The sequence below is a fragment of the Micromonospora sp. WMMD737 genome (assembly GCF_049179055.1).
GTDB classification, from domain to species: domain Bacteria; phylum Actinomycetota; class Actinomycetes; order Mycobacteriales; family Micromonosporaceae; genus Micromonospora; species Micromonospora reichwaldensis.
In genome coordinates, this window is the sequence record NZ_JBMHMH010000001.1 from 5,988,551 (window position 1) to 6,002,275 (window position 13,725).

The 13,725-nt window shown below is 74.9% G+C and carries 8 protein-coding genes; 4 read left to right on the top strand and 4 right to left on the bottom strand.

What is annotated here, in order from left to right:
• Positions 1–113 precede the first annotated feature (113 nt).
• Together ACN27A_RS26735 and ACN27A_RS26740 are read right to left on the bottom strand one after the other, a co-directional pair.
• Positions 114–5,030 (bottom strand): SCO7613 C-terminal domain-containing membrane protein, encoded by a 4,917-nt coding sequence (locus tag ACN27A_RS26735; RefSeq protein WP_421457316.1) that lies wholly within the window; start codon positions 5,028–5,030, stop codon positions 114–116.
• Between the two features lie 163 nt (positions 5,031–5,193).
• Positions 5,194–6,621 (bottom strand): UDP-glucose dehydrogenase family protein, encoded by a 1,428-nt coding sequence (locus ACN27A_RS26740; protein WP_416611196.1) that lies wholly within the window; start codon positions 6,619–6,621, stop codon positions 5,194–5,196.
• Positions 6,622–6,871: 250 nt separating this feature from the next.
• On the opposite strand from ACN27A_RS26740, the gene ACN27A_RS26745 reads away from it, so the two are divergent.
• Positions 6,872–8,035: an acyl-CoA dehydrogenase family protein gene (locus ACN27A_RS26745; RefSeq protein WP_421457317.1), complete on the top strand. Its 1,164-nt coding sequence runs from the start codon at positions 6,872–6,874 to the stop codon at positions 8,033–8,035.
• A gap of 65 nt (positions 8,036–8,100) precedes the next feature.
• Here the strand turns inward: ACN27A_RS26745 and ACN27A_RS26750 are convergent, their stop codons facing one another.
• Positions 8,101–8,763 (bottom strand): hypothetical protein, encoded by a 663-nt coding sequence (locus ACN27A_RS26750; protein ID WP_327030523.1) that lies wholly within the window; start codon positions 8,761–8,763, stop codon positions 8,101–8,103.
• 23 nt (positions 8,764–8,786) lie between these two features.
• Between ACN27A_RS26750 and ACN27A_RS26755 the strand changes: the two genes are divergently transcribed.
• Both ACN27A_RS26755 and ACN27A_RS26760 read left to right on the top strand, forming a co-directional pair.
• On the top strand, positions 8,787–9,305 hold the full coding sequence (locus tag ACN27A_RS26755; protein ID WP_132233514.1) for an acyl-CoA thioesterase: 519 nt from the start codon (positions 8,787–8,789) through the stop codon (positions 9,303–9,305).
• A 207-nt stretch (positions 9,306–9,512) separates the two neighbouring features.
• Positions 9,513–11,531, top strand: coding sequence for an acetoacetate--CoA ligase (locus ACN27A_RS26760; RefSeq protein ID WP_357576420.1), 2,019 nt, complete (start codon positions 9,513–9,515; stop codon positions 11,529–11,531).
• Between the two features lie 186 nt (positions 11,532–11,717).
• Here the strand turns inward: ACN27A_RS26760 and ACN27A_RS26765 are convergent, their stop codons facing one another.
• Positions 11,718–12,407 (bottom strand): TIGR03089 family protein, encoded by a 690-nt coding sequence (locus ACN27A_RS26765; protein WP_421457318.1) that lies wholly within the window; start codon positions 12,405–12,407, stop codon positions 11,718–11,720.
• 148 nt (positions 12,408–12,555) lie between these two features.
• Between ACN27A_RS26765 and ACN27A_RS26770 the strand changes: the two genes are divergently transcribed.
• Positions 12,556–13,701: a glycosyltransferase family 4 protein gene (locus ACN27A_RS26770; protein WP_311414325.1), complete on the top strand. Its 1,146-nt coding sequence runs from the start codon at positions 12,556–12,558 to the stop codon at positions 13,699–13,701.
• Positions 13,702–13,725: the final 24 nt, after the last annotated feature.

Genomic DNA, 13,725 nt, shown 5'->3' on the forward strand with positions numbered 1-13,725 from the left:
TCGAGCCGAGGAGTCACGCTACGTGTTCTCCGGGCCGGTGATCCAACGGCCGGCCTCTCTACGGGGCCAACCAGCAGTAGCGACTGATCGCCGGGGGACGGGCCCCGCCGACCTCATCGCATGCCGCGCAGGGCCGTCTGGAGGCGTTCCTGGGCCCGGCGCCGGCGCTCGTTGCTCGCGCCGAGCGCCAGCAGCAGGATGCCGACGGGGATCAGCGCCAGCCACGGGCCCAGGCTGAACAGGGCGTGCACCGCCGCGATCGCCGTCACGGCGGCGCCCACGATCACCGGCGCCTGCTGCTGGCTCATCGACCCGAAGACGAGGACGGCCACGGCGCCGAGCAGCAGCAGCACCTGGCGCAGCGTGCTGGAGTCGGTGGCCAGCACGATCGCCAGGGTCGGCACGAACGCGGCGACCAGCGCGGGCCCGTACGCGACCCAACTGCTCAGGTCGGGCCGGTGCCGCAACTCCAGCACGCCGACGAGCAGGGCGAGCGCCGCGAAGGGCAGCGTGTAGGCCTCCGGCAGCGCCACGTCGGCCACCCGCATCAGGATCCACCACGCGGCGATCTCGCAGACCACCACCGCCCAGAACAGGATGCGCCGCTCCACCGGCCGGCGGCCCGGTCGGGTCGCCGCCACGCCCAGCACCGCACCCCAGGCGGCCAGCAGCGCCGCGATGTGCCGGGGCGAGTCGAACGCCAACGCCAGGGCGATCAGGGCGGCGGCGTACCCGCTCCACTCGACGGTGGCCGCCTCCCGCTGGGCCTCGGGGCGCCGCAGCCGGGGCAGGGTCGCGGCGAACACCTGGAGGGCCGCGCCGACCGCCAGTACGCCGAACGCGGACCAGACGGCCGCGAGGCCGGCCACCAGGCCGGCGGTGAGCACGAAGAGCTGCGCCATCAGCGAGGCGAACAGCCAGCCGAGGATGCGCGCCCGCTGGGTGGTGCCGAAGATGGCGGCCACCGCGCCGACGCCGACCGCGCCGCCCAGGGTGAACAGGGTCAGCTCCCGCGTCGCCAAGCCGCCGACCAGGCCCGCGCTCCCGGCGGCCAGGCCGATGGTGAAGACGAGCACCCGGGCCAGCCGCAGCGAGCGGGCCCGCTCGGCCAGCGGCGGGGGCGGGGTGAGCGCCAGGCCCAGCATCGAGATGGTGAACACCGACAGCGCCGCCAGGGTGCTCGCCGGCCAGCCGTTGCCGAGCGAGACCGGGGTGATCAGCAGGGTGACGGCGGCACCGGGCAGCACCACCGGCACGGCCCGGGAGCGTCGCCCGCCGCTGAAGCCGGTGGCGGCCAGCGCGGCGGTCGCGGTGAGCAGCAGCGCGGTCAGCACGTGGGTCGCGTCGACCGCGTCGGGGGGCGGGGTGAGCAGCTCCGGCGGCGGCCCCTGCCAGACCCGGCCCAGACTGCGGTGCGGGTCGACCAGGGCGACGACCAGGGACGGCGCGATCGACACCAGCGCGAGGGCGGTGGGCAGCGCGGCGGCGGCGAGCGCACCGGCGGCGGGGCTGACCCGCCAGCGGCGCCGCGTGCCGTCGTCCGGCAGCCGCCGCAGCGCGCCGTCCAGCAGCACCGACCAGCGCCGGACCGGCTGGGCCGCGCCGACCGGCGGTTCCGTCGCGCCCCGCACCAGCTCGGCGAGCACCCCGAGCAGGGCCGCCGCGGCGGCGTAGACGCCGACGGGCATGCCGGCGGGGACGGCGGCCAGGGCGCTCACCGTGGCGCCGCCGACCACCGCCGCGCTCGCCCACGGCAGGTACTGCGGGATCCGTCGCCGGACGGCGGCCACCGCCGCCAGGCCCAGGCTCGACGCGGCCAACGCGGCGGTGATCAGCACCTCCGGCGCACGCCCGAACTCGGCCGCCAGCGCCGCGACGGCGCCCGGGAACGCGAGCAGGGCGGCACCGGCCGCGGCGCCCCCGATCTGGGCGAGGTGCGGCGGCATCCCCTCGGTCTCGATGTCCTCCACCAGCGGCACGGCCAGCGACCGGGCCAGCGCCGCCACCACGATGCCGATCAGCGCGATGCTGCCCAGCGCCAACGCGGTGGTCCACGGGCGGACCAGTCCCGCCCCGGCGGCGTGCAGGGCGACGACACCGGCCACGACCGCCCGGGACAGGCCGGCGCGGGGATCGACCGCGGCCACGGCGGCGGCCCCGAAGACGGTGGCGACCATGCCGCCGACCAGGACGGGCGACCACCACGGCAGGTCGAACGCGGCCGGCGCGCCGATCGTGGCGAGCACGGCCGCCGCGCCCGACACGTCGTACCTCCACGGTGGCGGCAGCAGGACGGCGGCGGCGACGCCGAGCAGGGCCAGCGCGACCGGGGCCTGCCACGTCGACCCACCGGTCGGCCCGGCCGGCCAACCGGTCAGGTCACCGGCCCAGATCGGGCCCGGGGTGGCGAGCACCCCCAGGCCGCCCCGCAGGGCGCTCCAGCCGGCCAGCAGCCCGATCAGCACGCCGCCGACGGCGAGGCCGACGATCGGCCCCCGTCGCCACTCCTCCGGCATGGCCCGGGCGGCCACGGCCACCACCAGCACCAGCGCGGCGGCGACGGCGAGCTGCCCGCCGGGGGCGAGCACGGCCGCGATCCGGGCCAGGGTGGCGATCAGGGCGGCGGTCACCGCCGCGGCGGCCAGGTCGGAGCCGTCCAGGGTGAGGTCGGAGCGCCGGCCGGCGTCGATGGGACCGGCGAACACCACCATCGCGGCGGCGACGAGCAGCAGGCCGCCGACCCAGGCGTCGGCGGCGGTGGCGCCCGGGGCCCCGAACGCGGCGGCGGTGACCGTGACCGCGCCGAGGGCGGTGCCCACCGCCAGCGGCGTCGGGATGCGACGCTGGGAGACCTGCACGATGGCGGCGTGTCCGAGGGTGACGCAGACCGCCAGGAAGCTGGCCGCGAGCACCGGGACGGTGACCTCGCGCAGGCTCGCCGGGGTGGGCGTCGGATCGACCGGCACGGTCGCGGCGACGAAGGCGGCCACCGCGCCCGGCAGCGCGAACGCCGCGCCCCCGGCGGCCCAGGCGGAGACGGTGTCGGCCGCCGCCGGGGCGAGCCGCATCCGGGGCGCCACGGCGACCAGGACCCCGGCGGCGAACAGGGTGAGCAGGACCGCGGCGGTCAGCGCCGGCCGGGCCAGTCCCGCGCCCGCGCCGAACAGGCCGACGCCGGCGGCGGTCGCCGCGTGCGCCAGCGCCGCGCGTTCGGTGCGGGCGGAGAGCCCGACCACCCCGATGCCGACCGCCGTCAGCACCATCGGCCAGGGCGCCACCGCCCAGCCGAGACCGAACGACGCCGGTACGGCGAGCGCGGTCAGCGCCGCGCCGACCACGGCGAACTCCCGACGGATCTCGGGCGGCAGGGCCAGCACCGCGGCGACGGTCAGCAGGAAGGCGCTCGCGGCGAGCTGCCAGGCCGCCGGTCCCACGGCCGCCGACAGCTCGGCCGGGTAGCGGTCCAGGTCGGCCGCCCAGGCCGGCAGCGCGGCCCGGACGGGGGCGACCCCGGCGCGCAGGGCGCCTCCGGCGACCACCACCCCGCTGACCGTGAGCGCCACCGCCGAGGCGAGCTGCGGCCCGCGGCGGGCCGCCTCCGGCACCGCCCGCACGGCCAGCCCGGTCAGCGTGATGACCGCCGCGATCAGCAGCAGCGCCCGCCCGGGGAACGCCACCGAGGCGATCCGGCTCAGCGCGCCGATCACGGCGAGGGTGAAGATCCCGGCGCCGAGGTCGGGCAGCGGCGGCCGGCGCAGCACCAGCGTCCCGGCCAGCCCCACCGCGGCGGCCAGCAGCAGCACCACGCCGGCCCCGGTGGCGGCCGGCACGGTGCTCGCGCGCAGCAGGGCGGAGACGGCGTACGCGAGGGCGACGGCGACCGCCACCCCGTGCAGCGCCCAGGTCAGCTCGCGCAGCCACGGCACCGGGCGGGTGGCCGGCCCCCGCTCCTGCGCCGGCAGCCCGCCGTCGATGACCTCGCCGGCCTCCTCGGGCACCCCCTCCGGCCGGCTGTCGGCGCGGCGCTGCCGGGGCGTGGCCGGGGACCCGGCGGGTGTCGCCGAGGGCCCGGGCAGGTCCCGGCGGACCGGACGCTCCACGGTGACCGCGGACCGGGCCAGCCAGAGGTCGAGCAGGGCCACCGCGGTCAGCACGAGCGCCCAGCCGGCCGGGCCGGTGATCCGGTCGGACGCCAGCAGCGGCAGCACCGGCTGCGCGGCCAGCACCGTGGCGAACCGGGGCGCGCGCAGCCCCGTCCAGCCCGCGTAGCCGAAGGAGACGCCGGCGGTGACGGCGAAGATGACGCCGGCGAAGATCGCGCCCGAGGCGCCGCCGTTGCCGATCCGGTCCACCGCCCACAGCGCGTAGCCGGCGAGCGGCACCAGGAGCAGGCCGACCGCGGAGATGGTCTCGGCGGTCGAGGTGAGCCCGCGCCGGGCCAGCACCGGCGGGGCGAGCAGCATCAGCACGGTCGCGAGCAGCAGGATGCCCAGCCGGGCCAGCGCGTCCATCGAGCTGGTGGCCACCGCGGCGAAGACCACGGCGGCGACCCCCAGCAGCAGCGCGCCGAGCCCGAGGGGGATGTTCTGCACCTCGCGGGAGGACGCCTCCGGGGGGTGCTCCGGGTCGTCGGCGTCGAGCCAGGTGGCGGTCGACGGCGGGGGCGGCGGCGGGTCCTCGGGGCCGGCCGGGGTGCCCTGCCGGGGGACCCGGGGCGGGGCGCCGGTGGCGGCCGTGGGCGGCCGGCGGCCCGGCCTGCGGCGCAGCACCCGACGGGGGCGGGTGGCCTGCTTGAGACGTTCCTCACCGGCGTGGGCGAGGATGTCCCGCTGGAAGAGCGCGGCCTGCATCTTGGCGGCGATCTGCCGCTGCTCGCTGGCGATGGCGGCCTCGCGGGCCTTCATCTCCGCGATCGAGCGCTCGATCTCCGCCAGGTGCTCGACCCACTGTGGTTGGTGCGCACCGCAGTGCGGGCAGTTGGCGGCCGGTTTGATCTCCCGGCCGCACGAGGAGCACTGAAAGCTCGCCACGACACCCCTCCACCCGCACTGTGGACTCCCACCTTGGCAGCATGCCCAATGTGGGCGCGGATTTCGACAGTTGTCGGCGGGTCCGGGGCAAAGATCGTCCACGCGTAAGGCGAACGGCCGGTCGCGGAGCGTGCTCCGCGACCGGCCGTTCGGTCGTCGATCGTCAGGGGCGGCCCATGCCGCGGTACTCCCAGCCGGCCTGCGTCCACAGTGCCGAATCCAGGCAGTTGCGGCCGTCGACCACCTTGCGTCCGGCGGCCAGCTCGCCGAGGGCCACCGGGTCGGCGTTGCGGAAGTCGGCCCACTCGGTGAGTACGCAGACCAGGTCCGCCCCGGTCACGGCCTCGTTGATGCCGGGCTCGTAGACCAGCTCGGGTGCCACGGCGCGCGCCCGCTCCATGCCCTGCGGGTCGTAGACGTGCACGTCGGCGCCCGCCTTGCGCAGCAGCGAGGCGACGGAGAGCGCCGGCGCGTCGCGTACGTCGTCGGTGTTGGGCTTGAAGGTCGCGCCGAGCACGGCCACGCGCGTGCCGGAGAGATCCGGTCCGGCGGGCCCGGAGCGGCGGCCGAGCAGCTCGGCGGCGAGCTGGACCACCCGGGTCCGACGGCGCAGGTTGATCAGGTCGACCTCGTGCAGGAAGCGCAGCGCCTCCCCGGCGCCCAGCTCCTGGGCGCGGGCCTGGAACGCGCGGATGTCCTTGGGCAGGCAGGCGCCGCCGAAGCCGAGCCCGGCCTGGAGGAACCGGTTGCCGATGCGCGGGTCGAAGCCGATGGCCCGGGCGAGGTGGGTGACGTCGCCGCCGGAGGCCTCGCAGACCTCGGCCATCGCGTTGATGAAGGAGATCTTCGTGGCGAGGAAGGCGTTCGCGGCGACCTTGACCAGCTCGGCGGTGGCGAAGTCGGTGACCACCAGGGGCACCTCGCGGTCCTCGGTGGCGGCCAGGTCGAAGACGCCCTTGTGCGCGGCGTAGAGCATGCCGTTGGCCCACTCGCTCTTGACGCCGACGACGATCCGGTTGGGCCGCAGCACGTCGTCGACGGCGAAGCCCTCCTGGAGGAACTCCGGGCTCCACGCCACCTCGACGCCCAGGTCGGCGGGGGTGTGCTTGCTGACCAGCTGCTCCACCCACTCGGCGGTGCCGACCGGCACTGTCGACTTGCCGACGATCAGCGCCTTGCGGGTCAGGTGCTGGGCCAGGCTGGTGACCGATGCCTCGACGTACGACAGGTCGGCGCCCATCCCGTCGGCGCGCTGCGGGGTGCCGACGCAGATGAAGTGCACGTCACCGAACTCGGCGACCTCGGCGATGTCCGTGCTGAACCGCAGCCGCCCGGCCGCCAGGTTGCGCTTGAGCAGCTCGTCGAGGCCGGGCTCGTGGATCGGCACCTCGCCGGCGTTGAGCATGGCGATCTTGTCTGCGTCGACGTCGAAGCCGAGGACCTCGTAGCCGAGTTCCGCGTAGCAGATGGCGTAGGTCGCGCCGAGATAGCCGGTGCCCAGGAAGGTCACCCGCGGTCGCTGCGCGCCGGAGGGGGGCGTCACCGCGGCGATGGCGGGCATCGGCTGGGTGTTGGGGTACGGGATCGTCACGCCTGTCTTCTCCGCTCGCGCTGGCGTCGCGTCGTCGCGTCGCGTTCTGCTGCGGCGCCTGGGCGGGCACCGGAGGGACTCTAACGTCTGCCTGTTCCTTCGTCGCCGGGCGGCGTCGGCGCTCCGCCACGTCCAAGGCTACGCGGCGGTAACATGACCCCGAACCGGGTCGCTATCCTTCAGTCTGCGCCGTCGGCGGTCAGGAGACGCTACAGACTGCGCATGATAGCGGTGAAGGGGAGGGGCCGACATGGCCGCAGAGCAGTCGTTCGACGTCTACCGGTTGCCCGAGGAGCACGAGGCGATCCGGGAGGCGGTCCGTGAGGTCTGTGCGGCCAAGGTGGCACCGCGCGCCGCCGAGGCGGACGAGACCGGCGAGTTCCCGAAGGCGTCCTACGACGCGCTGCGGGCCGCCGACTTCCACGCACCGCACGTCCCCGTCGAGTACGGCGGCGCGGGCGCGGACGCCCTGGCCACGGCCATCGTGATCGAGGAGGTGGCGCGGGCCTGCGCCTCGTCCTCGCTGATCCCGGCGGTCAACAAGCTCGGCACGATGCCGCTGCTGCTGGCCGGTTCCGAGGAGCTCAAGCGGCGCTACCTGACCCCGGTGGCGGCGGGCGAGGCGATGTTCTCGTACTGCCTCTCCGAGCCGGAGGCCGGCAGCGACGCGGCGTCGATGACCACCCGCGCGGTGCGTGACGGCGATCACTGGGTGCTCAACGGCGTGAAGCGCTGGATCACCAACGCCGGGGTGTCGGAGTTCTACACCGTCTTCGCGGTCACCGACCCGTCCGCCCGCTCCCGGGGCATCTCCGCCTTCGTGGTCGAGAAGTCCGATGCCGGGGTCAGCTTCGGCGCCCCGGAGAAGAAGCTCGGCGTCAAGGGCTCGCCGACCCGCGAGGTCTACCTGGACAACGTCCGGATCCCGGCGGACCGCATGATCGGCGCCGAGGGCACCGGCTTCGGCACCGCGATGAAGACCCTGGACCACACCCGGGTCACCATCGCCGCGCAGGCCATCGGCATCGCCCAGGGCGCGCTCGACTACGCCAAGGGGTACGTCCAGGAGCGCAAGCAGTTCGGCAAGGCGGTCGCCGAGTTCCAGGGCGTGCAGTTCATGCTCGCCGACATGGGCATGAAGCTGGAGGCGGCCCGGCAGTTGACGTACGCCGCGGCCGGCAAGTCCGAGCGGGGCGACGCCGACCTGACCTACTTCGGCGCGGCGGCCAAGTGCTTCGCCTCGGACGCGGCCATGGAGATCACCACCGACGCCGTGCAGCTGCTCGGCGGCTACGGCTACACCCGGGACTACCCGGTCGAGCGGATGATGCGGGACGCCAAGATCACGCAGATCTACGAGGGCACCAACCAGGTGCAGCGCATCGTGATGGCCCGCCAGCTCCTGAAGGGCTGAGCCGGTCGGCGGGCGGGCCGGTCGTCCGGCCCGCCCGCATCCTCACCCGGCTCCCGGCCGGGGCGTCACCGGATCTCGGTCGTCGTGTCCTCTTCCGGCCGGTTGCCGGTGCGCGGCGGCGCCGACCACGGCGACCCTCCGCCGGTGCGGCGCGGCAGCGGTTCCGTCGGCGTCGGGTCCGGGTAGCCCAGGCTCGGCGGGGCGGTGTCCCGGTCGGTCGGCTCGGCCGGCGGCCAGTCGGTCAGGGTGAAGTCGTTGCGCTCCGGCCCCTCGGCGGGCGCCGGCGTCGGCTCGACCGCCGGTCGGGGCCACCGCCGCCAGCGCTGCCCGCTGAAGGTGGCCACGACCAGCAGCAGGCCGATCAGGAAGAGCGTGCCGTTCTCCACCGGCAGGTGCAGCGGCAGGGGGTCGCCGAAGACCTTCCAGCCGTCCGGGATGCGGTCCCGCACCTCGAAGGGCGCGACGAACATCGCCACGTACGGGGTGGCGAGCAGCAGCCCGGCCACGAGCGGGCCGAGCGGTGACGTGCGCAGCGTGCCGAGCAGGCCGAGCAGGACCCCGCCGACGGCGAGGTAGACGGCGGGCTCGATGAGATTGGCCGAGTTCGACGTGCCGATCTCGACCCAACGGTCGACGGTGCCCGCCGACCCGTCCTGCCCGAGGGTGACCAGCACCCACGTGACGGGCGCCACCACCAACCCCGCGAGGAAGCTCCAGAGATGTCGCATCCGCGCACCGTACCGTTTCCGACATGACCGAGCACCCCTCCACCGCGCCGGCCGGCAAGCCGACCTCCTACTCCCGGGTCACCCTGAGCCGGATCATGACCGCGGTCGACGTCAACCTCTACGGCACCGTGCACGGCGGGGTGCTGATGAAGTTCATCGACGACGTGGCGGGGGCCGCCGCGGCCCGGCACAGCGGCGGCACGGCGGTCACCGCGGCCATCGACGAGATCGTCTTCACCGAGGCCGTCCGGGTCGGTGACCTGCTGCACGCGCACGCCCAGGTGAACTGGACGGGGCAGACCTCGATGGAGGTCGGCGTCCGGGTGGTGGCCGAGCGGTGGGACTCGGCCGAGGACGAGCCGGTGCGGGTGGCCACGGCGTACCTGGTCTTCGTGGGCGTCGACCTCGGCGGCGCGCCGCGGGCGGTGCGGCCGGTGCTGCCGGAGGGCCCGGAGGACGAGCGCCGGTTCCGGGAGGCGGAGATCCGCCGCGCCCACCGGCTGGCCCGCCGCCGCGCCATCCAGGCCCACCGCGCCGGCTGACCGGGTGTAAGGAAGGGCGCCTTCCGCTACAGAAAACGCTAGGAAGGTGCCCTTCCTGACGCGGCACACACAGCAGGGCGGTAGGGCATGTGGGTCCGGCACGTGCGCCGACGGAGGTCGGGTACGGAGAATGGCGCTCTGAGGTAGGGCAAGATGGCGCCACGGCCCATTTCACAGTGTCGTGCGGGGCCAGGGGAGGGTGGAGCAGTGGGTGACGTGCTGTGGACGCCGCCGGCGGACGTACGCGAGCGGTCCCGGATCGGAAGCTACCTGCGCTGGCTGCGCGAGCACCGGGGGCTGGACTTCGCCGACTACGACGAGCTGTGGCGCTGGTCGGTCACGGACCTGGACGCGTTCTGGCGGTCGGTCTGGGACCACTTCGAGGTGGTCGCGCACACCCCGCCGACCGCCACGCTGAGCGGCCGGGGGATGCCCGGGACCAGGTGGTTCCCCGGCGCCACCCTCAACTACGCCGAGAACGTGCTGCGGATGCCGGGCCTGGCCGACGACGACCCGGTGGTCATCGCGCACGGCCAGACCCGGGCGCCGGTCACCCTCACCGCCGCCGAGCTGCGCGAGCAGGTCCGCCGGGTGGCCGCCGGGCTGCGCCGGCTCGGCGTCACCGCCGGCGACCGGGTCGCCGCCTACGCGCCCAACATCCCCGAGACGTACGTGCTGCTGCTCGCCACCAGCAGCCTCGGCGCGATCTTCTCCTCATGCGCGCCGGAGTTCGGCACCCGCAGCGTCACCGACCGGTGGCAGCAGATCGAGCCGAAGGTCCTCGTCGCGGTGGACGGCTACCGCTACGGCGACAAGCCGGTCGACCGGCGCGGCGAGGTGGCCGCGATCCGGGCCGCCCTGCCGTCGGTGAAGCACACCGTCGGCATCGCCTACCTCGACCCGGCCGGGGATCCGGCCACCGCGCCGTCCGGCGACGCTCCGGACCGGCCGGCGGGCGCGTTCGAGGGCGCGCTGGCCTGGTCGGAGCTGGCCGCCGACACCGACGAGCCGCTGACCTTCACGCCGGTCCCCTTCGACCACCCGCTCTACGTGCTCTACTCCTCCGGCACCACGGGGCTGCCGAAGCCGATCGTGCACGGCCACGGCGGCATCCTGCTGGAGCACCTGAAGATGCTCGCCCTGCACCACGACCTGGGCCCGGCGGACCGGTTCTTCTGGTTCACCACCACCGGCTGGATGATGTGGAACTTCCTGGTCTCCGGGCCGGCGGTGGGTGCGGCAATCGTGCTCTTCGACGGCAACCCGGGCCACCCCGACCTGGGCGCCCTGTGGCGGCTGGCCGGGGAGACCGGCACCACGTACTTCGGCACGTCCGCGCCGTTCCTGCTGGCCTGCCGCAAGGCCGGGCTGGTGCCGAAGGAGACCGCCGACCTGTCCGCGCTGCGCGGGGTCGGTTCGACCGGCGCGCCGCTGCCCGCCGAGGGCTTCACCTGGGTGTACGAGACGGTCGGCGACGACCTCCAACTCCAGTCGCTCTCCGGCGGCACGGACGTCTGCACCGGCTTCGTCGGCGGCGTGCCGCTGCTGGCGGTGCACGCCGGTGAGATCACCTGCCGGGCGCTCGGCGCCAAGGTGGAGGCCCGTTCGGCCGACGGCACGCCGGTCGTCGGCGAGCTGGGCGAGCTGGTGATCACCGAGCCGATGCCGAGCATGCCGGTCGGCTTCTGGAACGACGCGGACGGCACCCGCTACCGCGAGGCGTACTTCGACCTCTACCCGGGCGTCTGGCGGCACGGCGACTGGATCACCATCAACGACCGGGGCGGCTGCGTGATCACGGGCCGCTCCGACGCCACCCTGAACAGGGGCGGCGTGCGGCTCGGCACCGCCGAGTTCTACTCGGTGGTCGAGGGGCTCGACGAGGTCGTCGACTCGGTGGTCGTGCACCTGGAGGACGACGAGGGCGGCGCCGGCGAGCTGCTGCTGTTCGTGGTGCTCGCCGAGGGCCTGGAGCTGGACGACGCGATGCGGAAGAAGATCTGCCGCGAGCTGCGTACGGCGCTGTCGCCCCGGCACGTCCCGGACGAGATCCACCAGGTACGGGCCGTGCCGCGCACCCTGTCGGCCAAGAAGCTGGAGGTGCCGGTGAAGAAGATCCTCACGGGCACCCCGGTGGACTCGGCGGCGGCCAGGGGCGCCCTGGCCAACCCGGAGTCCCTCACGGCCTTCGCCACCCTCGCCCAGACCCGCACCCCCCGCCCCTGACCCGCACCCCTCCCACCCCACTCCCCCCACCCCCGCCCGGGCCCGGCCGCGCGTGGCCGCGCCGGCGCGCGTCGATCATGCAGTTGTGGTGCCCCGCGAAAGGGGCGTAACGGCATCTTCCGTCCACCACAACTCTATGATCGACGCCGAGATGGGGAGGGGCGGGAGGGGCGGGAGGGGCGGGGGTCAGGGGAGGGGGCGGGTTACCCGTTCCGTGGTGGTGCGGGTGGGGAGGGTGGACGGGTCCAGGTTGGCGCAGAGGACCGTGGTGGCGGTGGCGGTCAGCGGGGCGAGCAGCCAGTCGACCGGATCGGGATACCTCCCCGTGTCGATCAGGACCCGGTCGCCCGAGGCGATGCCCAGTTCCGTGGCGCGGGCGGTCGCGCGGCCCAGCAGCGCCGCCTCGCCCGGGCCGCCGGGGGCGTACGGGCTGAAGTGGTCGCCGTGGGCGCGTACCTCCGACACGTAGTCGGCGAAGCCGGGCGGCACCTGACGCATCGGCAGGGCGAACGGGTCGAGGGCGAGGACGTACCGCTCGCCCGCCGACCAGGCGTCGGCCTCGGCCACCCGGGTCGCGGCGGTGAAGAGCACGTCCACGTCGCCCGGCGTGTCGGCGACGGTCAGCCCCGCCGACCAGCAGCCGAGCAGCACCGCGGCGGTCTGCCAGTGCGGGGGCAGCAACACCCCGGCGACGTCGCCGGGGCCCACGGCCACCTCGTCGACGAGCAGGTTGGCCGTCTTGGCCACCCAGTTCGCCAGCGTGGCCCCGGAGAGCTCGGTCCGTTCGCCCGTGGCGTCGTCGTACCAGGTCAGCAGCGGTCGGGTCGGATCGGCCGCGATCGCGGCGGCGAAGACCCGGGCAATGTTCTCGGCCATCAGCGCGAACGATACGCCCACCGGTCGTACCAGATGACGGCCACAAGTCGGCATACGGTCGGGTCGCAGTCAGCGTCCGCGCCGGGCTCCGGCGTAGGCTTGCCGGAGTGTTGTTCCCCACAGTTCCGTCAGTTCAAGGAGTCGCCCCGTGACCGCCGGCCGCCCGCCCCGCGTGCTCATCGACGCCACGAGTGTCCCCGTCGACCGTGGTGGTGTCGGTCGATACGTCGACGGCCTGCTCGGCGCCCTCGGCAAGGTGTGCGGATCGGGGGTGGAGTTGGCCGTCGTCTGCCTGCGTACCGACCTGGAGCGCTACACCCGGATGCTGCCCGGTGCGGAGATCGTCCCGGCCCCGGCGGCCGTCGCGCACCGCCCCGCCCGGCTCGCCTGGGAGCAGACCGGCCTGCCGCTGCTCGCCCAGCAGGTGGGCGCGCAGGTGCTCCACTCGCCCTTCTACACCTGTCCGCTGCGCGCCGGCTGCCCCGTCACGGTGACCGTGCACGACGCGACGTTCTTCACCGAGCCGGAGCATTACGACAAGTCGCGGCGCACCTTCTTCCGCAGCGCGATCAAGACGTCGCTGCGCCGCGCCAACCGGGTGATCGTGCCGAGCAAGGCCACCCGGGACGAGCTGATCCGGCTGCTCGACGCGGACCCCACCCGGATCGACGTGGCCTACCACGGCGTCGACCACGCGGCCTTCCACGCGCCCAGCGACGAGGAGAAGGCCCGGGTCCGGGCCCGGTTGGGGCTCGGCGGCACCAACTACGTGGCCTTCCTCGGGGCCAAGGAGCCGCGCAAGAACGTGCCGAACCTGATCCGCGGCTGGGCCCGCGCGGTGGCCGAGCGGGCGGATCCGCCGGCCCTGGTGATCGCCGGCGGCCAGGGTCACGACGACGACATCGACCGTGCGGTGGCGGAGGTCCCGTCGCACCTGCGGCTGCTCCGCCCCGGCTATCTCCGCTACGCGGACCTGCCCGGCTTCCTCGGCGGGGCGCTGGTGGCCGCCTATCCCTCCTACGGGGAGGGTTTCGGCCTGCCGATCCTGGAGGCGATGGCGTGCGCCGCCCCGGTGCTCACCACGCCCCGGCTGTCGCTGCCGGAGGTGGGCGGCGACGCGGTCGCGTACACCAGCGAGGCGCCCGACCAGATCGCCACGGACCTGGCCGCGTTGCTCGACGACGAGCAGCGGCGGTTGTCCCTGGCCAAGGCCGGGTTCGACCGGGCCAAGGAGTTCACCTGGGAGTCCAGCGCCGAGGTGCACATCGCCGCCTGGAGCCGGGCCCGGGCCTGACCGCCGTGGCGGGCGGCGCGAGAA

Coding starts and splice junctions, on each gene's coding strand:
- ACN27A_RS26745 (WP_421457317.1), top strand. CDS start 6,872: ATGGCCGCAGAGCAGTCGTTCGACGTCTACCGGTTGCCCGAGGAGCAC.
- ACN27A_RS26750 (WP_327030523.1), bottom strand. CDS start 8,763: ATGCGACATCTCTGGAGCTTCCTCGCGGGGTTGGTGGTGGCGCCCGTC.
- ACN27A_RS26755 (WP_132233514.1), top strand. CDS start 8,787: ATGACCGAGCACCCCTCCACCGCGCCGGCCGGCAAGCCGACCTCCTAC.
- ACN27A_RS26765 (WP_421457318.1), bottom strand. CDS start 12,407: ATGGCCGAGAACATTGCCCGGGTCTTCGCCGCCGCGATCGCGGCCGAT.